General features: G+C 71.8%; 29 protein-coding genes. 26 read left to right on the top strand and 3 right to left on the bottom strand.

Annotated features, from left to right (window positions below; translation table 11 throughout):
- Window positions 1-24 precede the first annotated feature (24 nt).
- The 22 genes from ACIF6L_RS34920 (at window position 25) to ACIF6L_RS34815 (ending at window position 17,420) form a co-directional block, all read left to right on the top strand.
- Entirely contained in the window at window positions 25-333 is a 309-nt protein-coding gene (locus ACIF6L_RS34920; protein WP_396491542.1) for a hypothetical protein, read from the top strand.
- A gap of 329 nt (window positions 334-662) precedes the next feature.
- Window positions 663-1,091, top strand: a complete 429-nt coding sequence (locus ACIF6L_RS34915) for a hypothetical protein (RefSeq protein ID WP_396491543.1) — start codon at window positions 663-665, stop codon at window positions 1,089-1,091.
- 104 nt (window positions 1,092-1,195) lie between these two features.
- On the top strand, window positions 1,196-1,432 hold the full coding sequence (locus ACIF6L_RS34910) for a hypothetical protein (protein ID WP_396491544.1): 237 nt from the start codon (window positions 1,196-1,198) through the stop codon (window positions 1,430-1,432).
- Window positions 1,433-1,589: 157 nt separating this feature from the next.
- The gene (locus tag ACIF6L_RS34905) at window positions 1,590-1,931 is read left to right on the top strand and encodes a hypothetical protein (protein ID WP_396491545.1); all 342 of its coding nucleotides are present in this window, start codon (window positions 1,590-1,592) and stop codon (window positions 1,929-1,931) included.
- Window positions 1,932-2,106: 175 nt separating this feature from the next.
- Window positions 2,107-2,544, top strand: a complete 438-nt coding sequence (locus ACIF6L_RS34900) for a hypothetical protein (protein ID WP_396491546.1) — start codon at window positions 2,107-2,109, stop codon at window positions 2,542-2,544.
- A gap of 85 nt (window positions 2,545-2,629) precedes the next feature.
- Window positions 2,630-2,965: a hypothetical protein gene (locus ACIF6L_RS34895; RefSeq protein WP_396491547.1), complete on the top strand. Its 336-nt coding sequence runs from the start codon at window positions 2,630-2,632 to the stop codon at window positions 2,963-2,965.
- Window positions 2,962-3,678 carry a hypothetical protein gene (locus tag ACIF6L_RS34890; protein ID WP_396491548.1) on the top strand — a complete coding sequence of 239 codons (717 nt, stop codon included), beginning with the start codon at window positions 2,962-2,964 and terminating at the stop codon, window positions 3,676-3,678. Before ACIF6L_RS34895 ends, ACIF6L_RS34890 begins: the two co-directional genes overlap by 4 nt.
- The gene (locus ACIF6L_RS34885; RefSeq protein WP_396491549.1) at window positions 3,675-4,088 is read left to right on the top strand and encodes a hypothetical protein; all 414 of its coding nucleotides are present in this window, start codon (window positions 3,675-3,677) and stop codon (window positions 4,086-4,088) included. The genes ACIF6L_RS34890 and ACIF6L_RS34885 overlap by 4 nt, the downstream gene beginning before the upstream one ends.
- Before the next feature lie 82 nt (window positions 4,089-4,170).
- Entirely contained in the window at window positions 4,171-4,515 is a 345-nt protein-coding gene (locus ACIF6L_RS34880; protein ID WP_396491550.1) for a hypothetical protein, read from the top strand.
- A gap of 139 nt (window positions 4,516-4,654) precedes the next feature.
- A complete protein-coding gene (locus ACIF6L_RS34875; RefSeq protein ID WP_396491551.1) occupies window positions 4,655-5,047 on the top strand; it encodes a hypothetical protein in 393 nt (130 codons plus the stop codon).
- Window positions 5,048-5,109: 62 nt separating this feature from the next.
- Window positions 5,110-6,051, top strand: a complete 942-nt coding sequence (locus tag ACIF6L_RS34870; RefSeq protein WP_396491552.1) for a hypothetical protein — start codon at window positions 5,110-5,112, stop codon at window positions 6,049-6,051.
- Between the two features lies 1 nt (window position 6,052).
- Window positions 6,053-6,391: a hypothetical protein gene (locus ACIF6L_RS34865; RefSeq protein WP_396491553.1), complete on the top strand. Its 339-nt coding sequence runs from the start codon at window positions 6,053-6,055 to the stop codon at window positions 6,389-6,391.
- Window positions 6,392-6,465: 74 nt separating this feature from the next.
- Complete coding sequence (locus ACIF6L_RS34860; RefSeq protein ID WP_396491554.1) at window positions 6,466-7,176, top strand: hypothetical protein; 711 nt, start codon at window positions 6,466-6,468, stop codon at window positions 7,174-7,176.
- A gap of 413 nt (window positions 7,177-7,589) precedes the next feature.
- Window positions 7,590-8,798, top strand: coding sequence for a hypothetical protein (locus tag ACIF6L_RS34855; protein WP_396491555.1), 1,209 nt, complete (start codon window positions 7,590-7,592; stop codon window positions 8,796-8,798).
- Window positions 8,799-8,973: 175 nt separating this feature from the next.
- Window positions 8,974-12,420, top strand: a complete 3,447-nt coding sequence (locus ACIF6L_RS34850) for a hypothetical protein (RefSeq protein ID WP_396491556.1) — start codon at window positions 8,974-8,976, stop codon at window positions 12,418-12,420.
- Window positions 12,421-12,784: 364 nt separating this feature from the next.
- Window positions 12,785-13,276, top strand: coding sequence for a hypothetical protein (locus ACIF6L_RS34845; protein ID WP_396491557.1), 492 nt, complete (start codon window positions 12,785-12,787; stop codon window positions 13,274-13,276).
- 78 nt (window positions 13,277-13,354) lie between these two features.
- Window positions 13,355-13,897, top strand: a complete 543-nt coding sequence (locus ACIF6L_RS34840; RefSeq protein ID WP_396491558.1) for a hypothetical protein — start codon at window positions 13,355-13,357, stop codon at window positions 13,895-13,897.
- 192 nt (window positions 13,898-14,089) lie between these two features.
- A complete protein-coding gene (locus ACIF6L_RS34835) occupies window positions 14,090-14,491 on the top strand; it encodes a WYL domain-containing protein (RefSeq protein WP_396491559.1) in 402 nt (133 codons plus the stop codon).
- Between the two features lie 75 nt (window positions 14,492-14,566).
- On the top strand, window positions 14,567-15,085 hold the full coding sequence (locus ACIF6L_RS34830; protein ID WP_396491560.1) for a hypothetical protein: 519 nt from the start codon (window positions 14,567-14,569) through the stop codon (window positions 15,083-15,085).
- A 126-nt stretch (window positions 15,086-15,211) separates the two neighbouring features.
- Complete coding sequence (locus ACIF6L_RS34825) at window positions 15,212-15,631, top strand: hypothetical protein (protein WP_396491561.1); 420 nt, start codon at window positions 15,212-15,214, stop codon at window positions 15,629-15,631.
- A 665-nt stretch (window positions 15,632-16,296) separates the two neighbouring features.
- Entirely contained in the window at window positions 16,297-16,668 is a 372-nt protein-coding gene (locus ACIF6L_RS34820) for a hypothetical protein (protein WP_396491562.1), read from the top strand.
- Between the two features lie 113 nt (window positions 16,669-16,781).
- Window positions 16,782-17,420 (top strand): hypothetical protein, encoded by a 639-nt coding sequence (locus ACIF6L_RS34815; RefSeq protein WP_396491563.1) that lies wholly within the window; start codon window positions 16,782-16,784, stop codon window positions 17,418-17,420.
- Between the two features lie 328 nt (window positions 17,421-17,748).
- Here the strand turns inward: ACIF6L_RS34815 and ACIF6L_RS34810 are convergent, their stop codons facing one another.
- Together ACIF6L_RS34810 and ACIF6L_RS34805 are read right to left on the bottom strand one after the other, a co-directional pair.
- Window positions 17,749-18,816, bottom strand: coding sequence for a PhlD (locus ACIF6L_RS34810; RefSeq protein WP_396491564.1), 1,068 nt, complete (start codon window positions 18,814-18,816; stop codon window positions 17,749-17,751).
- A gap of 26 nt (window positions 18,817-18,842) precedes the next feature.
- Window positions 18,843-19,730, bottom strand: a complete 888-nt coding sequence (locus ACIF6L_RS34805; RefSeq protein WP_396491565.1) for a helix-turn-helix domain-containing protein — start codon at window positions 19,728-19,730, stop codon at window positions 18,843-18,845.
- Window positions 19,731-19,974: 244 nt separating this feature from the next.
- On the opposite strand from ACIF6L_RS34805, the gene ACIF6L_RS34800 reads away from it, so the two are divergent.
- On the top strand, window positions 19,975-20,133 hold the full coding sequence (locus ACIF6L_RS34800; RefSeq protein ID WP_396491566.1) for a hypothetical protein: 159 nt from the start codon (window positions 19,975-19,977) through the stop codon (window positions 20,131-20,133).
- 176 nt (window positions 20,134-20,309) lie between these two features.
- On the opposite strand, the gene ACIF6L_RS34795 is transcribed toward ACIF6L_RS34800, so the two are convergent.
- On the bottom strand, window positions 20,310-20,852 hold the full coding sequence (locus tag ACIF6L_RS34795) for a hypothetical protein (RefSeq protein WP_396491567.1): 543 nt from the start codon (window positions 20,850-20,852) through the stop codon (window positions 20,310-20,312).
- A 124-nt stretch (window positions 20,853-20,976) separates the two neighbouring features.
- On the opposite strand from ACIF6L_RS34795, the gene ACIF6L_RS34790 reads away from it, so the two are divergent.
- Genes ACIF6L_RS34790 through ACIF6L_RS34780 form a run of 3 tightly spaced genes read left to right on the top strand, consistent with a single transcriptional unit; the run spans window position 20,977 to window position 25,029 of the window.
- Window positions 20,977-21,591, top strand: a complete 615-nt coding sequence (locus ACIF6L_RS34790) for a hypothetical protein (protein ID WP_396491568.1) — start codon at window positions 20,977-20,979, stop codon at window positions 21,589-21,591.
- Window positions 21,584-23,155, top strand: a complete 1,572-nt coding sequence (locus ACIF6L_RS34785; RefSeq protein ID WP_396491569.1) for a terminase large subunit domain-containing protein — start codon at window positions 21,584-21,586, stop codon at window positions 23,153-23,155. The genes ACIF6L_RS34790 and ACIF6L_RS34785 overlap by 8 nt, the downstream gene beginning before the upstream one ends.
- Window positions 23,156-23,172: 17 nt before the next feature.
- Window positions 23,173-25,029, top strand: a complete 1,857-nt coding sequence (locus ACIF6L_RS34780) for a hypothetical protein (RefSeq protein WP_396491570.1) — start codon at window positions 23,173-23,175, stop codon at window positions 25,027-25,029.
- Window positions 25,030-25,055: the final 26 nt, after the last annotated feature.

The raw sequence follows: 25,055 nt of genomic DNA, 5'->3' as shown, positions 1-25,055 counted from the left end.
GTGATGCCGGACGAGGAGACTCCCATGCCCGGCCTGGCCCCAGAACCGGATCACGAGTTCGTAGCGACGGTGACCCCGTTGAGGAGAAGGACCGGGCGGGTCGGCACGGTCAGCACCGACCAGGGCACCGCTGCCGAGTTCTGGGAGCAGATCTATACCCAGCAGGGCCGGACGCTCAAGGACATCGGTACGGCGGACCCCCACCGCATCGCACTTGCCACATTCGCTCTGCTCTTGGACGGAGCCGAGGCCGCCGGCGAGGTCGCGGCAGACGCGGCAACCTACCTGCGGGGCCTGCTCATCGAGGGAATCCAAGCCCCTGATCAGCTCTGAGTGCCTGTACGGCTACCGACCACGCCGAGTTTGTTCAGTTTGGAACCTCCTCATCCGGAACCCTGTCTGCCATGATGGGCGTCGGCATATGCCTGGATGTGATCATTCCGCTACGCCCTTGGCCTGATGCTCGGCGCCCTCGGCGCCCCCGGGCCACCGCGGGGCGGGCGGCAGAGGCAGGGGGCGAACACACAATGACGACACGGCGGCGGCCCGGGGAACCGACTGCGGATCCGGTCCGGCTTCTGAACGAGCTCGACCGCCCCGAGTGGTTGACACGCAGTTCGACAGCCGCGAGCACCGGCGCCCGAAGCGGGCCGGGCACGCCCGTGAACGTCAACCTTCTTCAGCACATCTCCCGGTGCGACAACGCGGTGACCGACTTCATCACCCGCGCCCGCGAGGCCGCCGGCTCCGAGCCGGCCCCGCTGCCCGCCGACCGCGCCGGCGCGTACCGCGAGGCGATGCAGCGGGCCACCGACCTCGGGCTCGACTGGCAGACCTACCTGGACGCGATGGCCTGGCAGGCCGCGGCCGAGAGCGCCCTTCACATGGGCGAGACCTTCGTCGTACGCAGTCAGACGTGCCCCGAGTGCCGCACCGTCGGTCTGGTCTGGGTGCGGGCACTGGGCAAGGTCGCGTGCATCAACCGGCACTGCGCCGCGCGGTCGGCGGACGGGACCCACCGTTCCTGGACCATGGCGCAGCTCGCCGTGGCCCGCCAGGGGCGGCAGCAGCCGCTGAAGGCCGCGCGCTGAGAGCATCGCGCGGGTCCGCTCCAGAGGCACGTCCCCATCGCCCCGATCGTGCCGTTCTGACGCTGTGACCGGCCGGCCGCCGTCGACAGAGGAAGCGTTCGCACATGCACACAGCACTGACTGCCGTATCCGACCCACCGCAGCCGCCGCCTGATCTGCAAGACCTGAAGGCGATCGCCGCGTTCATCAGCGAGAGCGGCTACACGGTCAGCCCGACCACCCTGTGGCGGTGGGTCACCCAGGCGGGAACCAGGAACTGGGGGACCAGGGCCGCCGGCCTCTACTCCCTCTCCGACCTTCTGGAACTTCACCGGGACCGGCATCTCAGCCACCTGAACTGATCGACCGGCTGAACGAGGTTACGCAAGCCCCCGCATCTTCGCTGGTGCGGGGGCTGTTGCATGTCCGCAACATCTAAACAACTTGCATTGAGCAAGTTGCATATGCGACGATAGGGCTACCGACAACGAACCGCCACCGGCCACCGGGAGTACCGCCATGACGCTGACCGCCTTCCTCGCGAACCCGCTCAAGTACGAGCGGCCCGAGAGCGCCCGCTATACCGACCTGTCGCCCCAGACGCAGGAGCAGATCAACCACCTGCTCGACCTGCTCGACATCGAGACCGGCTTGAGCGACGAGCGCCAGCGCCAGGAGGTCAGCCACATCGGCGCGCAGATCCTCGGCATAGCGCTGCCCGCCCTGGCTGAAATCGCCCGCTGCCGGGGCCTCGACGGTGACTGCCCGATCATCACCGCGTCCCGCAACCTGCACGACACCACCGAGGGCTACCGCTGCGAGGACTGCATGCCCGCGTTCATCCGCGAGTACGGCGAGTAGCCACCCCTGAACTCCGGCTCGGCCACTGGTCGAGGCCTCTCCCCCCTGGGCGCTCCCAGGGCCGGGCCGGATCCAAGCAGGCCGGGCGCGCGACGGTCGACAACCTCTCCCGCGCGCCCGGCCGCCTCACACCCACCCGCACCGACAGCCACCCCGGCCGGAGGCACACCCCGCCATGCCCACCAGCACCCTGCCCGACACCGTCCGCACCGACCTGGCCGCCGCCGCCGTGCTGCTCCGTGACCGGGGTATCTGGCGCGGCGACACCGGCTTCGCCGCCCCGGCCGGCTACCCCGAGCCCTGGGAACCGCTGGCCTTCGCCGGAGCCGGACCGGCCGGAGCACTCGACCCCATGGCCGCGCTCTGGCTCGCCGCTCACTCCGGCGCCCTTCCCGAGGTCTTCACCACCGCGACCGCCACGGCCGCCGCCGACGCCTGCGACCTGCTGCTCGAAGACCCCCGCACCGGTCCCGCGATCGCCACCCTGGCCGCCAGCCTCACCGACCCCGACCCGCAGATCAGCGACCCCATCGAGCACATCGCCTACTGGCTCGACACCGCTACCGACAACGAGGTCATCGGCCGGCTGCTGCGCCTGTCCACCACCCTCTGACCACCCCGGCCCCGTGCGCCGGGTGATTGCCGCGCAATCACCCGGCGCACGGCGCCCCGGCCCTGCCAGGGAGCACGCCACAACCATGGATGCCCTCAACCGCTACCTGCACCGCGCTCTCAACGCCGTGTCCGCCGGCCTCGCCGTCGTCGTCGCCTTCTGGGACAGCCCAGCCCTCGACGACAGACCCGCTGCTGGCCGCCCCGTACCGACCGCAGTCCTGTTCGCCTCCGACCTCACCCGTTCCCACCTCACGAGGAATTCCGACGGCGTCGTCCACGGCACCCTCTGCGGCCCCTGGGGCCACATCGCCGCCGAGCCGACCGAGTTCGAGCGCCTGGCCGACGAAGCCGCGCTCCTCGCCTCGATCATCCGCTTCCACCGTGAGCACGCCACCAGCGAAGGGACCCCACAGCCGTGACCGCCGCCCAGCTGCTACCCGAGTCCGCCGACCGCGCCACCTCTCCCTGGTTCACCACCGCCGACCGACACCACCGAGTGAGCACCGACACCGAGGCCCTCGCCGCCTACGCGGCCCTCTACGCCGGAGCCATCGGCGTCCACGCTCCCCACCGCGACTGGATCGGCCACCTCGACGGCACCGCCCAGTACGCCGGCTCCCGCGAAAGCCTGACCTTCTCGGCCGAGGCCGTCTCCGGCGGTCGGCCCGCGATCACCGCGGTGTCCGTCGGCGCGTGCGGCGCCAGCCACACGTTCCCCGTCGCCAGCCGCGGCGACCTCGAGGCCGGCCGCGCCGCGGCTGACGAGTGCACCGGTCACGCCACCTTCGCGGCGGCGGTCGTCACCCTCGCCGACGCCCACCGCCCGGCCGACGGCGGCCCGGCCGACACCGCCTGCTGGTGCGAGGACGGCGGCGACCCGTACCAGTGCCCGGCCGCGGAGTTCGACGAGTGCGAGCACCAGGCGGCCCTGCCCGAGCTGTCCCCGCTCGCCGGCCGAGCCAGGGAGCGCGACGCGAAGGTGGTCCGCTGCTGCCCCTGGTGCGCCTGGACGACGTCGTCGTGGCGTATCGACGACGGCTCGGCGGAGGAGGAGCTGTACGGCCACGTTCGCCGGGCCCACCGCGGCGACCACCTGGGACCGGCCTCCGGCGGGTCGGCGGCCGAGCGGTGAACGCGCCCGGGACCGCCGAGCATCGGAAGGCGCGAGTCTTCGTCCTGGCGCTGCCGCCCACCCTTGTCCTGCTCAATGCCAACGGCCGACTCCACTGGCGGGTTGCCGCACGTCGCAGGAGTGCGATCCGCGACGCCGCCGCGTGGACCGCCCGCCGGCACAAGGTACCGGCCCTGGGGCGAGCCCGGATCGCCTTCATCGTCCACCCCAAGACCAGGGGCCGGTTCGACCCGCACAACTGGTACCCGTCGGCCAAGGCCGCGATCGACGGGTTGGTCGACGCCGGCGTACTCCCGGACGACGACCGGACGCACGTCCTGGAGGTCGTGGCGAAGGACGGTGAGCCGGTCAAGGGCGGGCGTATGGATCTGGTGGTCACCGAGGTCGTCGCGGAATCGACCCCCTCGTAAACAACTTGCATTGTGAAAGCTATTTATGCGAGAGTGGCGCCACCGACAACGAACCACCACCGCTCACCGGGAGGACCCCGCCATGACCACCGCACCCACCCGCCGCACTCCCGAGTGGCGCATCTGCGCCATCGATGTCAGCCGCTCCTACAAGGTCGGGGAGGACCCCAGCGTCCCCGGCACCGAGTTCACCGCCGACACCCGCGAGGAACTGGAGACCCACCTGCCGCGCATCCGGGCGATCCTCGCCGACCTCGCCGAGGGCTGGGGTATCCCCTTGAGCCTGCTGCGCATCGTCGCCGTCGAGTACCACGGCGTCAGGGTCGCCGGGACTGTCAACTACCCGAGCACCAACGCGCAGCCGGACAACGACCTGGCGCGACTGCGCGACCTCACCTACGAGCTGACGCCCGGCGTCGCTGCCTGACATCCATCATCAGCCCGGCCGCGCCGCTCCTCCCTTCCCTCCCGGAGCGGCGCGGCCCCGTCCAGCGGCGGGCGCCCGAGCCGGGAACCCGGACGCCCACCGCCCGGCACCCCATCACCGGATCCACGACAGGAGCACCATGCCCACCACACTGCGCAGCAACTTCGGCCGCCTCCCGGCCGGGTGGCCCGAGGGCCGCTACGAGGAGTACAACCGCGCCCGCCGCGTCCTCGCCATCGCCAGCCACCTGCTCGACAACCAGCTGGTCTACGACGCCGCCCAGGCCACCGACGACGTGATCCGGGACGCCGGTACCGAGACCAGCCGCGACAACCCGTCCGACCACACCTGCGCCGGCGTTCGCGACGCCCTGCGCCTGCTCATCCCGACCCCGCTGCCGGTGCTCAGCGACACCGACGCCATGGCGATGGTGCACGCCGCGCTCGACGGCCAGGAGTGGAACGGCGACACCTTCGAGCAGATCCGCCGCGCCCTGGTCGCCACCGGGCGCCCCACCCGCGAGCCCCGCTGAACCCCTCGGCCCCGCCCGACCGGGCGGGGCCGCCCACCACCGAACCCGACCACGAGGACCCGATGAACAACCAGGAGATCGACCCGCGCGAGCACTTCGCCATCCGCACCGACGACGGCCGCTACCTCTACCACGTCCCCCTCCGTCACCGGGTCGAAGCCTTCCGCGCGGATGGGGCCGTCACCCTCCTCGGCGACGGAGAGCCGCTCAGCCGCCTGCACCACAACGACGCGTGGTGGCTGACCGACCAGCCCGTCACCGCCTTCACCGTCCGGTGGCGTCCCCAGCCGAAGACCACCGCCTACACCCTCGACAACCCCGGCATGGAGTCCTCGGTCTTCCCCGCCTCCGTCTCGGCCGCCGACTGGGAGGACTTCAGCGAGCGGCACGGGGACAAGGCCTGGGACTTCTACAGCTCCGTGACCGAGCAGCAGCCGGAGCGCACCGACGAGATCGCCGGCGGCCCCTGGCGCATCATCGGCGGCGAGGCACCGCCCGCCGAGCACGACTCCCGGTGGGTCACCAGCCTGCCCCACGCCCTGACCAACCACCCGGAGTACGGGTGGTGGATGCCCGGCCGCCTCACCGGCCTGCGCGACGCTGTCCAGGCGCACGCCAACAAGCTGGGCCACGTCGACTACGCCAGCACCCCCATCGACGGCAACCGCGCGAGCGGCATGCTGAACGTCCGCATCAAGCTCCCGTTCCAGCAGCCCGTCACCCGGCAGTCCGACCGTGCCTGGGACGGCCGCAAGCTCAAGAAGCCGCGCACCGTCCCCGTCACCGCCCAGTTCACCCTCAACCTGCCGGTCCCCGTCTCGGTGCACGGCGACACCTACGCCGAGGCCCTCGCCGCCTGGAACGCCCAGTACGCCTACTGGACCGACCTCATCGACCACCAGGCCGAGGCCGGCGTCACCGCCTGCAACACCTGCATGGGCCACGGCTACCTCCCCACCGACACCGCCCACACCCCCGTCCCCGGCCCCCGGAACGAGTACTGAGATGCCCCGGACGACCATCACCGTCACCGCACAGGCCCAGCTGCGCATCACCGTCGACCAGGACGAGCTGGAGCAGGCGCACACCGCCGAAACCCTCGACACCTACCTGCTCAACGACACCGACCGGATGGCCCCCGTCCTCACGGCCACCCTGCCCGACGGCACGGTCTGGCCGCTGGACCCCGCCGCCACCCCGCCGAAGGACGGCGACACCGTCCAGGCCATAGCCGTCGCGCTCTACGAAGACGTGATCGACAGCGGCCGCACCGGGCCGATCGCCAACGCGGAACGCCTGCTGCGCGCCCTCGGCATCGAGCCCGCCCAGGTCATCCCGTTCTGACTGACCATCACCAGCCGGGCCCCGCCGAGCAGCAGCCCGGTGGGGCCCGCCCGCAAGCGGCGAGAGGAGACTCCGTGAACACCACCACCACCACGCCGATCAAGACGTGCCCGGTCCACCCCGAGAAGAACCGCTATGCCACCGCCGAAGCCGCCGAGAGCGCGGCCGCCCCCCGCGCGATCCTCCTCGGGTACGGCCGGCAGCGGCCTTACCTCTGCGGCGCCTGCGACTGGTGGCACATCAGCACCAAGCCCCCGCGCGTCGTTCACTGCCCGGTCGGGCCCGACGGCGGGCCCCTCGACCGCGACGGCCTGGTCGCCTGGATCAACGACCGTCCACGAGAGGTCCTTCATCACCTGGTGCTCAAGGACCTCGAGCACCTCCTGGCCCCCGAGCTCACCGCGGCTCTGCGCGACCCGCGCTGCAACGCGGCCTGGCTCCACACCATCAAGCAGCTGCGCACCGCCGCGGCGGTTGCCGTGAACGGGCCGCTCGGCAGTCGGCGCGCCGCCCGGGCCCGCCTCGCGCTGCTCACCGCGGCGCGCAGCGAGGCCCGCGCGCTCACCCCGGCGCGACCGGTCGCGCCGGCGCCGGGCAAGGCCGGCCCCGGGACCGTCCGCGACTATGCCGCGGCCGCCCTTGCCCGGCGCCGCGCGGCCGAGGCCCGCGCGGCCGCGGTCGACCTGCTCATCGGTCGCCACCCCGAGGAGTGGGCGCAGCTCCTGGACCACACCCGCTGGGAGCATCGGCTACCCCCGGTCGACGAGAACGGTGCCGCGGCATGAGCGCCGTCTCCTCGCACGGGCTCGGATACTGCCGGGTCTGCGGGCGCCAGGTGCGCACCACGATCACCGCCGCCGGCCGCCGCCAGGCTGTCGACCCTGAGCCCGACGACGCCGGCAACGTCGTGGCCCGCCTGGACCACACGGGCACTTGGCGTTCTCGCGTCCCCACCGCGGCCCTGCCCCAGGCCCCGTTCGAGAAGAGGTTCATGCCGCACGCCGCCACGTGCGGTGTCACGTCCCGCGGGCCCGGGCGGGAAGGGAGGCTCCCGGAGGGGGTCGTGTCCCTGGACGACCACCGCCGTCGTAGCGGGGGGTCAGGAACCCTGTTCCCGCTATAAACAACTTGCAAAAGAAAAGTTGCGTATGCGAGAGTGGGCCCACCGACAACGAACCACCCCGACCGAGAGGCCTCCGTGAACACCACTACCGCCCCCCTTTCCCGCAGTGCCGAGCCGAAGGTGACGCTGGCCGGGCCCACCCGCCGCGTGGGCGACGAGGTGCTCACCTCCCGTTTCACCGGCACGGAGTTCGAACTGACCGGCCGGTGCGGCCGCTTCACCGGCCGGAGCGCGGACGCTGTCTGGGAGGACTACCGGGCGGCCCACGAGCGTGCCGAGGGCAACGGGCTCACCCGGGAGGTCGACGGGGAGATCCTGACCGCGACGTGGAACGGGGACCGGCGCCAGTTCGACCTGATCGGCCACCGGGGGACCTACGCGGCCCGCTCGGTCGACGAGGTGTTCCTCTACTACGTCATGGGCGAAGGGCTGCCGCTTCGAGCCGGGGACCTTGTTCTGCAGAACTACACCGACGCCAGCTACGTGGGCACGGTGCTGCGGGTCTCCATCCTCGGTGACTGGGTGTGCGCTGTGCAGTGGGGTGACGGGGTGGCCGAGCACACGCGGTTCTCCGAAGTGGCCAAGATCACAGCGGAGCAGGCGGAGGCCGTGCAGCCGCGTCCGATCGCACAGGACGGTCACCGTGGAAGCCTGCGCCTCTCGGTGATCGGCAAGCGCAAGGGCCAGTGGTACGCAACGTGCGTCTGCGACCGGAGGATGTGCACGGCGCAGGGTCTGTCCGTGGCCGGGCGTCCCCGGGCAGTTGCCTGGTTCAAGACGCAGGAGGAAGCGCGGCAGCACTTCGCCGCGCACGTGGCCGAGTACGGGCCGCTTCCGGTCGAGGCGGATGCCGTGGCACCGGCGCCCACCGACGGGGCGGCAGACGACGCGGTGGAGGCGGACCCGGCGCGCGCGGCGGCCGCGATCGCCCGGGAGGTAGCGCGGCTCCGGGCGCAGCTGGCCCACGCGGGGGTCGCTGCCGAGACGCCGGTGGGGGGATCGCCGGCCACCGCCGCGCCGACCGCGCCCGACAGCGCCGGGCCGACCGAGCCCGACAGCGAACCGGTCTGGCTGCTGGCCGGGGCCAACGCCCGCAAGCGCCACCGCGCGGCGGCCGACGGCCTGGGCCTGTGCGACTTCGCCCGGGAGAGCGGGCTCACCCTCGTGGCTACCGCCGAGCAGATCGCGAGCACCCGCGAGTGCTCGACCTGCCGGAGGGTGCACAAGGGCGGAGCGGCGGGAGCGACGGCAACCGCACCGCAGGCCCTCGTTCTCGCTGGCTGAACAGCACCGGCCGCCCGACTCACGTCGGGCGGCCGTCTTCGTCGTGAGAGCCAAGGCCGATCAGGGCGAAGGAAAGGGGGATTCGACGTCGCCGATAAACAACTTGCATAAAGCAAGTCGCATATGCGAGGGTGGTGCCACCGACAACGAACCACCCCACCGAGAGGCCCCGGAAATGACCGTCATCACCCCGACCATCACCCGCGAAGCACCGGCCAGCGCGGTCGACCTGCTCCGCGACGCGGAAGGCCAGGGCTGGACCCCCGCCCCCCACTTCATCCCCACCGGCAGCGAGGGCCAGAGCGCCGACCTCTGGCGCGTCGACCTGACCGCCCACACCGCAGTTGGCGAGATCACAGCCCGGGCCACATGGACCCGCCACCCTCGCGGCTACCGCTACGACAACGCCGCGTCCACCCTGGTGATCGACGGCACCGAAATCCGCCGTCCCACCCTGGCCACGCTCCGCGAGGTCATCGAGGCGCAGACCGCCACCGCCCCCGAGGCGGCCACCACCCGGCCCGCCGTGGCGCAGCAGGCCACGACGACCGACAACCGGACCGCGCTCGTCGCTCAGTTGACCGCCGCTCTGGACGCCCTGACCGCCGAGCTGCGCACCATCCCGGCCAGCCCCGCCGACACTGCCCCGGCCGAGCCGCCCACCCCGGACGCTCCGTTCGCGGCCGCGCCCACGCTCTACACCCCCGACGGCGAGCCCACCCCCGCGCTGCTGACGCTCGCCAACTCCGCGCTGGTCGCGTGGATGATGACGAGCCACGAGACGTGGATGTGCAGTGTCGGCAGGCCCGGCGAGCCGCAGCAGGGCGGTTACACCGTGCGCCGCAGCCCGAAGGGTGTCCTCGCCGTGGCGTTCGCCGGCCAGCCCGGAATCATCGACCGCAGTGCGGACGAGGAGGGCGCCGAGGGCATCATCACGGAGCACTGGGCCGCAGCCATGCTGACCGGCACCGATCTGGGGCGGTGGGCCGCCGACGGTGACGTCTGGACGCACTACCGGCGCACCCCCGCCGCCGTCCCGGTCACCTCCGTACTGGACGCCGTTCCCGTGGAGACCGTCCCGGCTCCGGCGGCCTTCGGCGACCCGGTGTGGCTGCTGGCCGGGGCCAACGCACGTAAGCGCCACCGCGCGGCGGCCGACGGGCTGGGCCTGTGCGACTTCTCCCGCGAGAGCGGCTTCGCACTGGTCGCCACCCCCGAGCAGATCACGAGCACTCAGGAGTGCTCCGCGTGCCGGAAGGCGGCCAAGGGTGACCAGGGCGGTGACACGGGCGGCGGCCACGGCGGTTCCCCCCGCACCCCCAACAGCCCGACCGGCGCAACCCCGGCGGCTCCGGCGGCTCCGGCCGCTCCGGTGGTCCGGCCCGCCGCCCCGGCTCCGGCCGGGGCGGCCCCCGCCGCCGACACTCTGGCCGGCGTCGCCCCGATGACCAGCAAGGCCGCCCCCGCCGGAGCGACGGTCACGGTCGAGGGCATCGAGATCCCGGTCATGGTCGAGCACAAGACCCGCAACGCGGACGGCCGTACCGAGACCACGGCGGGCACCTGGGCGTGGCTGGCGAAGTCCTGGTGCACCGCAGCCGGCTGCGACTGGTCGTTCACCGACCCGTCCAAGTCCGCTGTCCGACAGGCAGCGAGCAACCACCGCGAGCAGGCCGCCGAGGCGGAGGAACGGCGCGTCACCGACGCGTGCCGCCCGCTGCTGACCGGCGGCAACGTCACGGGCGCCGCCGGGATCGGCTACCGCTGGCACGGTCACATGGTGCCCGGCCAGCCCGAGACGATCGCGTACAGCATCGGCCGCGCCAACGCCGGCTACTCCGGTGCGGGGATGTTCACCGGCACGAAGGCGGAGTGCCTCGCGTGGATCGAGACGGAGGCCGCCGTCAGGGCCGCCGCCAACGTCTCGGAGGGCCACGCGGACGAGCGGGCCCGCGCCTGGGCGTGCCTCGGCGAGACCGACCCGCAGACCGTCGTACCCGACTTCACCCCCCGCCCGCGCAGCCAGGGATGGGCCGTGCGCGCCGCCAAGACCGCCCTGGTCGCCTCCGGCCTGATCGACGTTGACCAGCACGCCGACGTAGCCACGGGCATCCGGGTGCAGCCCGGCAACGCCTGCTTCGGATCCCGCGCCCGGGGCTGGGTGACAGTCGCCTACCGTCTCGCCGGCAGTTGGAAGGCCAAGCCCGGTACCCACGGTGTGACGATGAGGGAGGAGGCCCGCGAGCGGATCGCCGTCGACCTGCGCGCCACCGGATTCGCCGGGGTCTACCTGTGCGAGGACGACGCCGGGCACGTCCACGGCTCGTACCCCGGGCCCGCCGAGCCGCAGACCACGGCCCGGCTGCGCCTCTTGGAAGGTGCCGGCGAGCGGTATGCCGTCACGTTCGACGGGTGGGAGGCCGAGGCCGGTACGTCCGTGGTCAACCTGGTGTCCGACCGCTGGTGCGGCCAGGACCACGAGCAGACTGCCACCGGCGACCACCGCACGGCGCAGGACGCCGTTGAAGCCCTCGCCGAGCACTACGGCATGCCGTACCCGGTCACCGTCGTCACCGACGGCCCCGGCACCGCCGAGGACGACCAGGAGCAGCCCGACGTGCCCGCCCCGGCGGGAGAGCAGCAGGAGGCGGACACCGATCCCGCGTGGGTGTTCATCGCGTCCAAGTCCGGCAGTTCCTTCCGTAGGCGCGTGCTGTGGCAGGTCACTCGGGCCGAGGCCATGCGAATCTGCTCGGACGAACGGACCGGGGGACGGTCGTGGATGCTCTGCTGGTCGCTCGCCCCCGGTGTCCGGGGCACGGACTGGCAGTTCGTCGCGGACAAGCGCCAGGGCGCGCGCGTGCTCGCCGACCTCGGCATCACCCCGGCCGACCAGGCCGCTGTCGAACCGCTGCCCTGCGAACTGGGCCAGGAGCCGACGGGGTGGGAGATCACCGCACAGGGGTGGCAGGCCTACCGCGTCGACCTCTGGTCAGACGGCTGGTACCGGGCGTGGTACGGCCCGTCGTTCGCCCGCAACCCGCAGAACCGGTCGCTCCTGGGGAAGACCCGCAGCCGGACCGAGGCGTCGGACCTGGTGTCCCGCCACCGCGACACCGCCGCCGACCGCCTCCGGGCCGAAGCCGACCAGGACGTCGCCTCGCACGACCAGGAGCAGCCGGAGGAACTCGCGCCGGAGCTCGCCGCGCTCCTGGAGGACGGCGAGCACATTCACCAGCAGGCCGGTCGGGCCTGGCTTGTCACGCTGCCCACTGGCGTGGTCTACCACGTGCGTATGTCGGCGGTCGGACCCGACATCTCGTTCCACGTGCGTGAGGGCGACGGCGACGGTCGGTTCGTCGGCACCGCGTCCTGGTGGCGGCCGGCACTGGAGTTGCTGCGCGCCGACGCCGCGAAGAGCCCGGCCGTGGGCCGGACCGGTCCCGCTGACCGGTTCATGGTCGGCAGCGACGTCCGACACGTGGACGGGCGCACGGGTCGGGTGCTCGGCCACTCGACCGAGCCGCTGACCGGTGAACGGCTGGTGCGCGTCCAGTGGGAAGGCCGGCCCCTCGCGGAGTCGGTTCCGCCGTCCGCGCTGATCGACCCCAACGCTTGCTGAACCTGCCTCTCGCGTCCGCCCGGAACCGTCCGGGCGGACGCTTTCCCACCCCGCGGCGCGGGCCGGTGCGAGCGGCCGCGGGGCCCGTGAGCCCTGTCCGTACGACGGGGTCGGGTTGTGGTCCGTCCGTCGTCGTCGGCCCTGTCGTCGTGGTGGGTGGGTGCGTTTCGGTCGGGCTGCGCCTGGGAGGAGTTGACGCATAGCCGCAGGTCAGAGTGCTTGTGTTGACCGTTCGGCTGGTGTGGGCGGGGTGCTGGTATCACGAGAGAGAAGATCATCCCTATAAACAACTTGCACTAAGAAAGTTGCTTATGCGAGAGTGGTGCCACCGACAACGAACCACCACCGCCCGGGAGAACCCGCCATGTCCATTCACACCCCGCTGCCCACCGAGCAGCGCGACCGCTACCGCCGGCTTCTCACCAGCCCGTGGCTGCGTTGGACCCGTACCGCCCGCACCGCCCGCGAACTCCTCGCGGCCGCCGACCAGCATGCCGCCCAGCATGCCGAGGAACACGCGCTCGGCACGCTGCCTCAGACCCTGTTCGCGGTGGAGCCCGACACGCTGCGGACGGTGGCGAACGCCACCGGCGCGATCCTGGGCGCAGTCGCGGCCGGACGCCTTCCCTCCCCCCTGTCGGTGAGCGCCGGAACGCTCGCCGTCCGCATCGCGGTACGCCCCGAGACGATTCAGCAGTGGGAGCTGTGGCGCGCCGCCGTCGGCGCCCGCCCCGGCAGCACTATCCACAAGGGCGGCTACTCCGTGGCCAAGGGCGTCAGCTTCGGGGCACCGATCGTTCTCGTCGGCTACGGCGTCGGCGCCCTGTACATGGCCGACCTCCGCGCGAGTCAGTAGATGCTGCCCGTCGGGCCCGGGGAGACCACCCGGGCCCGACCGTCCCCACCGCCCGCGCGACCCCGGAGAGCCACCCCCATGACAGGCAAGAACGCCCCCGCGCCGGACGCCGGAGCACCCGTGACCCTGCACTGGGAACGCCTGCCAGTCGTGGGCGAATCCAAGTGGCGAGTCACCGCGAGTTGGAAGGGCATGACCCTCCACGTCGCCTCCCGGCGGGTCACCACGGGCACCGCGTCGACCATCCGCTGGTACGTCACCCGCGATCCCCGTGCTGGTTCGGTCGCTTCCCGCCCCACCGAGTGGACGTGCATTCGGGGAGCCAAGGGCAAGGACTGGGGCAAGGGTGGGCGTACCACGGCCGCAGCTGCCATCACCGCCCACGTCGAAGCCCGGCGGGCCACGGAGGCCCGGGCGGCGGCGCAGATCGCTGCCGCCGCCCGGAAGCCTCCCCCGCAGTGGCGGTCCCACCTGGATTCCCTGGCCACCACCCTCACGGGAGTGTGCTACCAGCCGCTCGCCTATGAGCCCCTGGAGAGTATGAGTGAGCAGGCCGCCAGGGCGCGGATCGAGGCGCTGGCCCGCCTCGGTGTGACCTTCGAGATCCTCGCCGACCGGTAGGTCTGTTCGGCTGCGCCCTGTCTCTGAGCGCGACGTGGGGGTGGGGCGCAGCCGGCCGTGGGGCGGGGCCGGCGGCTGCCCCGGGAAGTGGTTCAAGATCATCCCTATAAACGACTTGCGCGATGCAAGTTGTTTATGCGAGAGTGGTGCCACCGACAACGAGCCACCACCACCGCCCGGGAGGGGACCCCGATGATCCAGACCACCACCGCCGCCGCCACCAGCACCCGACTCATCAAGGCGATGGACCGTCAGCACCCCGTCACCATCAGCTACACCAAGGAGAACGGCGACCACTCGGTCCGCACGATCGAGATCTACGACTTCACCGTCTCCAAGGCCGGTGACGTCCTGGTCAAGGCGATGGACCGCGCCACCGGCGAGTCCCGCAGCTTCCGGCTTGACCGCATCTCCGCGATCACCGTCCACCGCACCGCCTACCGCGTCGAACTCACCGACAGCGCCAAGGACGCCCCCGCCGCGCCGACCCTGAACCACCCCGGCGACCCGGTCGCGCTCCTCCTGAACCCGGACATCACCAGCGCCGAACTGGCCGACCCCGTGGCCCTGTTGGCCGACCTCCTCTCCCACTGACCAACCCGGGCCGCCCCCAACCCGGGGCGGCCCCCATCGGCCACCCGCACGCCACCCCGCAGAGGATCCGCCACCATGCTCGACATCTACCCCATCCCCACCCGCACCGACGCCGACAGCATCGAGATCTCCCGGCTCAGCCACGAGCACGTGCGGCTGCGCCGCCTCCCGGCCGACGCTCGAACCCACCCGCTCTACGGCGACCGACTCACGCGGGTGACGCGACGCCTGCTGGTACTCATGGAGCGCCCCCCGGCTGGGTACACCCTGCCCCGGGCCGCCGCCGACCTGCTCGCCTGCGCATACCTGAGCGGCTGGGACAGCCAGCACGCGTGGACGGTCGAGCCCGGGGTGGAACCGCACGTCAAGGTCATCGTCCGACGGGTCCTGACGCGGGAGGAGGCGGCCGAGCGCCGCATGGACCGGTGGACCTACGAACTGTGCTGGCACTCGCGCGGCTGCGCCCCCGGCCGCGTCCGCCTCTTCGGCCAGATCACGGCCCGCACGCCCGACAGCCCGGTCATCCACACCGTGGCGAGCATCCGCCACGTGCGCCGCGCGATCCTCAGCAACTCCATCCCCGCCGGTAGTTGACGGCCCGCGCGCCCCGGGCCACCAGTGCCCGTGACGGCCCCCTCCCGGCCCTCGGCTGCGCCCCCACCCCTCCGGGGCGCGGCCGGGTCCACCACGCCCCGTAGAACCCCCTTGGAGACGTTCACCATGTCCGACATTCCCAACGCCCTGGTGCTGCCCGTCGAGGCGGCCCTGGTGCCCGTCCACCTGCCCCTCCACCTGCCCGTCGGGAGCGACGTCGAAGGGTGCGGCCTGACCGGCGCGCTCGCGGTCGACGACGCGGACGCACCGCAGCTCTCGTCGCTCGACCTCACCACCCGGCGCACCCTCTGGTACCGGCCGTCGAATCCTGACGAGACCAGGCCGCGTAACCACCGCGCCTTGATCCTGTTGCGCCGCCACCTGCCCGCCGTTGACGAAGCGCTGCACGGCATTCATGGAACCGCGCTCCTGGCCGGGCCGGTCGACCCCGTGACGAAGCGCCTCACGCCGCTGAGCGTGGATCAGGTGAATTCTGTGCTGGCCACCTTCCGGGCTGTCGGTCCGGCGGACCTTCATCGGCGGTGAGCTCAGGGGCCGGCCTCCCGATGGGCGGGCCGGCCCCTGGCGGCATCCCCATATCTAACTTGCATGAAGCAAGTTGTTTATGTGAGGATGGAGCCACACCGCGAGGGAACGCCAACCCGAAGGACACAGACCGCCATGCGACTCGAAGACTGCGACTGCGACCCCTGCTGCCGCCACGACCCCCGCTGCCACAACGTCAACTGCCCCGCGATCCAGACCCCCACCACCGAGTAACCCACAGACCGGGCGGCCACCCCACGCCGCCCGCCCGCAGCGCGCCGGGCGCGGCCCGGACCGACCCCCCCTTCGGTCCAGACCCCGAACCGACACGGGGCAGAGGCCCCCGGCGCGCCGCGCGGACCCCCGGACCGGGCCGGAGGCCGAACGCGGACCCCGGGCGGCGAACCTCCCCTCCCCGCCCACTCCGCCCACCCCTTCGGCCCGACCCGGGCCCAGCGCCGTACCGCACGGCGCACCGCTGCGCACCGTCGCAGCAAGTCCGGCCGGGCACCCGCCCCAACGAGTGCCCGGCCGACGAACCCCCGCCCCTCCGGCAGGGGGAGACACGGCCCGAAACCACCATAAACGACTTGCGCAATGCAAGTTGTTTATGCGAGAGTGGGTCCACCGACAACGAACCACCGCCAACCGGGAGGGGACCCCCAATGACCACCATCACCACCACCGTGCTGCCCGGTGACACCATCACCTACCACGGCAGCCTCGCCGCCTACCACGACCTCACGTTCACCGCGTTCCCCTGCACCTGCGAGTTCCCCGAGTGCGAGGACGACGGCCCCCGCTGGGAGCTGCGCGACCGCGACGACGACCTCGCACTCCGGCACGTCCGTCCCACCTCCTTCACCTTCGCCGCCCTCGGCGAGAAGCACCAGCTCATCAAGGAGCAGCGGCTGGCAGAGGCAACGGCCCGCATCGCCGTCCTGGACAACCCGTGCGAGGAGTGCCGCGCGGCTCCCCGGACCTTTTGCGCCCCGCACTGCCTCATCGGCCAGCACTTCGGCTACGTCCACCCCTGATCCACCCCACCGCTGCCGGGCCCCAGGAAACCGCCCTGGGGCCCGCCCCGCACCCGCGCAGGCCCCGGGTCCCTCTACCAGGGCCCGCCCCCGCAACCTCAGAGAGGAACGCCATGTACTCCGTCATCGTTGACCGGCCCGGCGAATATCGCGACATCCGTATCGGACCCATCGAGAACGACTTCACCGCCGAAACCATCGCTCACCACCTGCGCCGACGCATGGCCACCACCGCCCACGTGCCCGGAACCACCGTCCGTTGCGCCCCGTACGTCCAGCACACCCCGCACCTGCATCTCGTCTCCGACGACCCCTACCAGATCGCCGAGTGGATGGACCACCAGCCCGAGCACGACGGCGACGGTGAGGGGGCCGGCTTCCCGAGCTACGAAGACCGCGTGGAAGCCGAGTACCCGCAGGCCGAAGGCCGGCTCTGGGCTCAGGCCCTCAAGGCCTACAACGCCCTGTTCGGCGCCCCCGTGGACGACGACCCGGCGCCCTCCGAACTGCCCCCGCTCGCCGCGACCTGGACCGACCTGCCGACTTACAACCGCGACCCGCAGCGGCCGACCACCGTCCATCTCACGCTGTCCGACGGGCGCCGCGCCGAACTGCACCTCGACGACGAGCAGCGGGAAGCGCTCGGCCTGGCCCTGGTGGATCCCAGCCTGCCCGAGGACGACACGGACTCGTCTCACCTCCGCCGTCCCACTCCGCGCCGCCGCATCCGTATCCGCGTCCGCGTCCGCTGAGCACCCGTCCGGTCGGGGGCACCTGCACCCGGCCGGACGTCCCACCGCCCGCCAGGAGATACCCGTTGCCCACCCCCGCCCCGCCCCGCGACCCCCGAGCCCGCTGCGACCACCGCGCCTGGACGCTGATCGCCACCGAGGCCGCGGCCGCCGCAGACCGACTGACCGCGGGCCCGCTGCTCAACCCCGCCCCACAGCGCCCACCGGTCCCGTGTCCGCTGCGCCACCACCCCCTACTACCCTGACCCCCGCCCCCGACGGCCTGACGACCCCGTCGCGACCCCGGCCGCCTCGAACATCCGAGCCCCGGCGCCGGCCTGCGGCCGAGCTACGCCCGGTACGTCACCATCACCGCATCCGTGGTGAACCCGGGCCCGAAGCCCACCAGCAGGCCCTCCGTACCGTCCTGCGGCGGGTCGTCGAACGTCCGGGCCAGCACCGACAGAACCGACGGCCCGCCCAGATTGCCCTCCTCCTCGAACTGGGCCCGCGAGTGGCGCAGCGCCTCGGGCGGCAACGACAGCACGCTCTCCACGTCGTTCATCACCTGGTGGCCACCGGGGTGCGCGACGATGAAGTCGACCGGCCACGGCCGGCCCGGCCCGGTCCGGGTAGCCGTGGTCCGCCGGCGGTCGCTACGGCCCTTCGCCAGCCAGTCGAGCAGCGCCGGCGCCATCTGCTTGATCGAGCGCTGCGCGGAACGGTCCGAGACGAAGTGCACCCCGAACTCGTCCGTCACCTTGCGGTAGCGGTCGGCCGTGTCCGGCAGCACGTACTCCAGGGTCTGGTGCGTCTCCAGGCTCGGGCCGAGCTTCTCGGACGACACGACCATGGCGACCGCACCATCGCCCCACAGGCCCTTGTAGACCATCTGGTCCATGCCGTCCCGGCCGGCGCCCCGGTGGGTGTACATGCTCGACAGCGACTCTGCGGCCACCACCAGGACCTTCACGCCCGGACAGGCCGCAGCGTAGGCCTCGGCCATCACTAGCGTGTGGGCTCCGCCACCACACCCGAACTGGGTGACCGGACGACGGGCGACCGTCGGGCGCAGCCCCAGGACGTGCTGAAGGTGGATGTCCAGACCGGGTATCGCGTCCCCGGTCGCGTGGGTGGTGACGAGGTAGTCGATGTCGAGGGGGTCCAGGCCGTTCGCGTCGAGCGCCCCGCGGGCGGCCCGCTCGGCCATCGCGCACAGGTCCTCGTACGCCGTGCAGTTCCGCTCCTTCGCGCTGCGCTCCGACAGCACGACGTCGAGAGGCTGGCTGAAGTACCGGGTACGCGGCGCCTGCGCCATCACTCGCCGGATGACCTCCAGCCGCGGGTGATCCGCGTGCTGGGCCAGCACGTCGTCCGCCACCTGCTGCCGGTCGACCCTGTGTTCAGGCAGAACCACGCAGGGCCTTGATACGAACGGCATGATCAACTCTCCTTCGGCGGATCAACGGTAGGGATCGCGAGGGTGAAATAGGACGGCTTGTTACGCCACTCTGAGTTCGAGGACGTCTTGTCGAAGATGAGGTGCATGAGGAGCGCGCCCTGCACGCTGAGGGGCATGGCCGGCGCCATGGTCACGGACACCTCCCGCTTCCACTTCGCGTGCCACAGCAATCGCGTGTCGCCGTCCGGCTGCCGGTACGCCTCGTCGAGTTCCCGGTAGAGCGGGCCGGCCACCGGGTCCTGTTCCACCTTGCGGACCAGCTTCCCGAGGCCGCGGTTCGCGGGGAACTGGTTGTGTGCGGCCTGGAGTTGAGGGAGCACCAGGCGCGCCCACCCGTTCTCCCAGTTCGGCAATCCGATCTCCCGGGCGTACCGGGAGAGGATCATCCATTCCATCGTATTCGTCGGCGCTATCCCGCCGGGAAATATGTCAGCGAACTTCTGATTGTAGAACGCGACATTCCAGGCACGGTCCGTAATGTAGGTCGCCAGGTTCTGCTCGTTGACCACCGTCTGCCAGTGCTCGCCGAGGGGCGGGACCGTCTCCGCGTGCAGCGGGTAGGGGGGGTGATCGTTGCGTGAGTACAGCCACAGTGCCCGCCAGTCCTCCTCGGTCATCCGTAGGACGCTCGCGAGGTCCTGGAGGTACTCCGGGGTGGCCGCCGTGCGCCCGCTGCCGGTCTCGAACCTGTTGTAGGTGCCGTCGGCCCGGTTGGTCAGCAGGTCGATGTCGGCCTGGCGCAGCCCCTTCCGCGGCGGCCGGCCGGTGCTGCTGTGGAGGGTCCTGGTCGGCTGGAGAAGCCCGAGCTCCGTCGGATCGATCGCTCCGCGCAGCTTCGTCAGGAACAGCTTGAGCGCCCGTCTGTCCACCCTTGACCCGTCCCTCGCTGATGGCGTTTCAGGTGGCCGGATCGGCGGCCACATAGGAACCCTTCGTAGGGAAGAATTCTCCCTATGAATGCACGCTACCCGTGGGGAACAATCTGCCTCGGGGGGACGCCTCATCCCACCACCCAAGCCAGACCCTAACAAGGGAGCCGTGTAGATGGGAATTGCAACGAACGCACGCGATTCAAACATTTCGAGTGAAGTTAGGCAACCCTCAGTTGCAGGCGTGTCGTCCGCCCCCGTCGAGGACGTCCCCATCGAAGCGACCTCGCGAACGATCCGCTGCGCCAGGGCCGCCCGCGCCTGGCCCACCACGCCCAACATCGGCCTGCTGATCGAGCAGCTCCGCCACCAGAAGCCCTCGTCGGCCGCGGCGGCCCGCTGAGCGTCACCAGGGTCGCGTCGTGGGCAAGCCGCCGGCCCGTCTCCTGGGCCGCTTTGACAGCTCCACCGACGTCCCTCACCATCGAGACGCGCGCATGGCCCCGGTTCGATTCCGAACTGTGAACCCCCCCCGTGCACAGTAGAAACCCGCACCGGGGCCGCGCGTCACTCCCCAGCTCAAGCCGCCTGCCCTCCGGGCCACAGCGCCTTCAGCTCGTCCGCCAGCAGCCGGGCGCCCACCACCAGCCCGGCCGCGGCCTCCTCGCACGACGAGCCCTTCGCGAACACCGGCACCTGCTCGCACCCGGCGCGGCTGTAGGCATCACCCGCCGCCCCCACCCGCTCCACCAGCTGTGCCACCTTCGCGGCACGGTCCCCAGCCACCGGGAACCGGTCCAGTAGGTTCGGCGCGTCCACCGCGGCCAGACGAGCCGCGCCGCCGAGCCACACCGCGCACTCGCGCCCGCCGCCGGCCAGACACTGCACCGTCATCGGCGGCCGCAGCTGCTCCTCCAACCGCGCCACCAGCTCCCGCCCCCGCACCGCCCCCGACGCCGCAGCCCCGGCCGACACCGCCGCGGTGCCCGAAGCGCTCGCCGGCGCCGAACTCACCGGTTCCCCGGCTCCGCCCCCGAGCCCCGAGCACCCCGCAACCCCGGCCACCACCGTGCCCACCATCAGCACCGTTCGTATCCGTATCCCCATCATGCGGCGGATCATCCCAGCCGGCCCCCGCCCCCGAACCCGGAACCGCGGATCTGCAACTGACCCGGAACCGCAGACCGGAGCACCACCAGCCGTAGGGGATCATGGACAGAGTGCGCGGGGGTGCATGGAGCGAGGCATGGCCGGACCCCCCGGGCACGAAGCAGCGCGCCAGGCCCTCCAGGCCCGGCGCGCCGAAGCTGTGCGCCTTCAGCTCACCCTCGGCTGGCTGCCTCTCGAGATCGGCCGCCACCTCTACGCCGACCCCGCGCACAACAGCCGAGGCCAGGCCACGCCCGAGGGATACGGCGCCGACCGCTACCGGGCCGGCGAACCACCGCTCACCGACGCCCGCCTCGCCCAGCTCGTCACCCGAGACATCGCGCGCACGCTGAAGGCCCGCCAGACCAAGTACGACCACGACGTCGACGCGCTGCGCCGCCTTCGCGTCGCCCAGTACGAGCAGTTGCTGCGGGCCGCGCTGGAGGAAGCCAGCGGCGACACCGACCCCGACGTCTGGGAAGACCCCGAGGACCGGAACAAGGCCGCCGAGCGCCGGTTCAAGGCCCGCGCCCAGGCCGTCAGCATCCTCACCCGTCTCGACGTCGTCCAGGGCACCCCCCGCCCCGCGCGCACCGAGGTCACCGGCGCCGACGGCGCCCCGCTCATCGACCTCGAGTCGGTCGAGGAACTGCGCAAGCTGATCGCCCTCAACGCGGCCGCCGACCAGCAGGAAGGACCGGCCGGTGGGTAAGAAGAAGCGTCGCGACCCGGACGCCGAACTCGCCGCGGTCGTCGAGGAGTACAAGAAGCTGCCGCCGGCGCAGCGGGCCGTCATGGCCGGGCAGGTGAAGGCCCCCATGCGCGCGCACCTGGCCCGGGTCGAGCGCGGCATGCTCATGGACCGCTCGCCCGGTCAGATGGCGGCCGTGCTGACCGACGGCATCGAGCTCCAGGCCCCGCACCTCGACCTCATCGACAACCTGTACCGACGGATCGAAGCCGGCGAACGCATCAAGGCAATGGTCGAGATGCCGCCCCGCCACGGGAAGAGCCAGCGCGCGTCCCGGTGGGGGCCGCTCTGGTTCGCCCGCCGCCAGCCGCTCAAGCGCATCATGCTCGCCTCCTACGGCAGCGAGCTGGCCGACGACCACGGCCGGTGGGTCCGCGACCTGGTCAACGAGCACACCGACCTCCTCGGCATCAAGCTCCACCCCGGTAGCCGGGCGGCGAACCGCTTCGACTTCATCGCGCCGCCGCGCTCCGCGGTGCGCGGCGGCATGGTCACCGCCGGAGTCGGCGGCTCCCTGACCGGCAAGGGATTCGACCTCGGCATCGTCGACGACCCGTTCAAGGGCTCTGACGACGCCGGTTCGCCCAGCCAGAGGGACCGGGTGTGGGAGTGGTACCGCTCCGTCTTCTACACCCGCCGCGCGCCCGGTGCGAGCCAGATCATCATCAACACCCGCTGGCACGAAGACGACCTCTGCGGCCGGATCCTCCAGCAGGACCCCGACGGCTGGGAGCGCATCAACCTCCCCGCGATCGCCGACTCCGCGGACGACATCCTCGGCCGGCCGATCGGTGCCGCCCTCTGGCCCTCCCGCTACGACGAACAGGAACTCGCCGAAACCCGCAGAGCCGTCGGCGAACGCATCTGGTGGTCCCTCTACCAGCAGAAACCCCGCCCCATGGAGGGCGGCGTGTGGCAATGGAAGTGGATCAGTGACCACCGCATCACCCCGCAACAGCTCCTCGGGATCCCCCTGACCCGCGTGGTCGTCTTCATCGACCCGAGCGGCGGCGACGCCATGCGCGACGAGGTCGGCATCGTCGCCGCTGGCCGCGACGCCAAGGGCGAGTACTACGTCGTCGCCGACCGGTCGGCCAAGCTCGGCGCCCACGAATGGGGCCGTCAGGCCTGCCTACTCGCCGTCGACCTGGCCGCCGACGTCATCGGCGTCGAGAACAACTTCGGCGGCGACATGGCACGCCAGGTCATCAGCCAGGCCTGGGCCGAACTCGAACGCGAAGGCGCCACCCGCGGACTGCTCCGGCCCCGCCTGGTCGACGTCTGGGCCAAGCAGGGCAAACGCCTACGCGCCGAACCGATCGCCCAGCTCTACGCCCAGGGCCTGGTCCACCACGTCGGCGAGCACATCGAGCTGGAGGGCCAGATGGTCACGTGGATGCCCGGCATGGACTCCCCGGACCGCATGGACGCCGCCGTACACGCCATCACCGAACTCGCCGACCCCGCCAGCGGAAGCCCCGGCGCCGGCACCTACACCCGCGGCCCGCTCACCGGCCGCCGCTGACCACGAGGAGGACCAACATGAAGCTCTGGGACTGGGTGCTCGACAGCTGGAGCTGGCTCAACTTCAAGCCGGTGTTCTCCAGCCAGGGAGGCGCACCGAACCGGCGTGCCTACCCCGAGGCACACGCCCGCTGGGTGCCGGCCGAGGACGCCCGACGGCTGGCCTCCTACAAGACGATGGTCGCCTACGACTCGAACCAGGCCGGCACGCTCGCCGCGATCCAGAACGGCACCGACGACGAGCGCCGCGAGTACGGCGACGTCGGCATGTTCCACGAGGCGATCCAGGCTCACATCCTCGGCCGCGAGCAGCACATCGTCGTCAAGGGCGCCGACAGCACCACCGACGACAACGGCCCGGAAGGAGCTCACGCCCAAGCGGTCCAGGACCGGCTGCGCCAGTGGGCCGAGGACGAGCTGTTCGGGCTCCGGCTCCAGCAGGCCGAGCGCAAGGCCGTGGTCCAGGGCGACGGCGTCTACTACCTGGCGTGGGACCCCGAGCGCCGGCGCGTCCGGCTGGTCGCCACCGACCCCGGCTTCTACTTCGTCGAGACGAGCGAAGACCCGGGTAACCACTTCCCGAACCGCGTTCACCTGGCCTGGGAACTGCCAGCCGATCCGGCGAAGGGCCTGAAGGCCAGGGTCCGCCGGATCACGTGGGAACTCGCTCTCATCGGACCCGCGCTGCACTCCGTCGTTGACGCCAACGCAGGGCCGATGCGCGCCCCGGTCGAGCAGGAGGACGCCACGCTGGCGCTCACCCCTGGTGACGTCTACGACCCCGAGACCGGTCTGATCTCCCGCCAGTACGCGTGGAACGACGAGCCGTCCGTATGGACGTGCTACCTCAGCGACGCGACATGGCTCATGGAGGACCTCACCGGCGACGTCGACGTGCACACCCTGCCGCGAAACCGCGCCCGCTACGCCGCCCGCGCGGACGGTGAGATCCTGGACCGCCTCGACCTGATGATCGACTTCATTCCGGTGATCCACGTCCCGAACACCGTGCCCGACGCCGAAGAGCACTGGGGTCGGCCCGCGCTCGCCCGCGTCCTTCAGCTCCTGGACGACCTCGCCGGCGCCGACACCGACACCGCCCACGCCTCCGCCACCACCGGCATGCCTGTCATCTCCGCGTCCGGCCTGCAGACCCGCCAGCACAATCTGCAGGTCCGCGCCGGCCTGCTGCTACAACTGGAGCCCGGTGGCCGGATGGACGTCCTCAACACCGCCCCGCAGCTCGCCGAACTCCGCAAGGCCAGCCAGGATCTCCTCGACCGGCTCTCCACGAACCTGCGGATGCCCGCTGTCGCCCTCGGCACCGCCGACCAGGGCCAGATGCCGTCCGGCTACGCGCTTTCCCTCACCCTGAGCCCGCTGGACATGATGGTCGCCTCCGGGCGCCTCGCCCGCGCCCACAAGTACGCCCTGATGTTCAAGCTCGTCCAGCGGCTCCACCAGGCCGGCCAACACCCCGACTGGGCCGGCCCGATCGTGCCGGCCACCCTGGAGTTCGGCGCCTACACCCCCGCCGACACCGCCGGCATCCTCACCGACATCGCCACCGCCTACAGCGCCGCTCTGATCAGCTTGGAGACCGCGCTGCGTCTGCTCACCGAGGCCGGTTGGGACATCGACGACCTGGACGAGGAGATCCGGCGGATCGAGAGCCGCCAGTTCGCCCAGGCCGGAGAACTCGCGGACGCCACTGGCGACCCGCAGGCGGTTCGCGACTTCCTGCACATCGAAGGGCCGCCCCCGGAGCAGCCGCCCACCGTGGTCCTGCCCCAGCAGGTCCCGCAGCCGCCGCAGCCCGGCAACGCGCCCACTCCCGGCGACGGCAAGGCTCGTGAACAGGGAACGAGCGGCTGACTCGGCGACAGAGCACACCATGATCG

This window comes from Kitasatospora sp. NPDC086009 (assembly GCF_044540385.1).
GTDB lineage: Bacteria > Actinomycetota > Actinomycetes > Streptomycetales > Streptomycetaceae > Kitasatospora.
The sequence above is the reverse complement of the archived record's forward strand: the minus strand, read 5'-3'. Positions and strand labels throughout refer to the sequence as shown.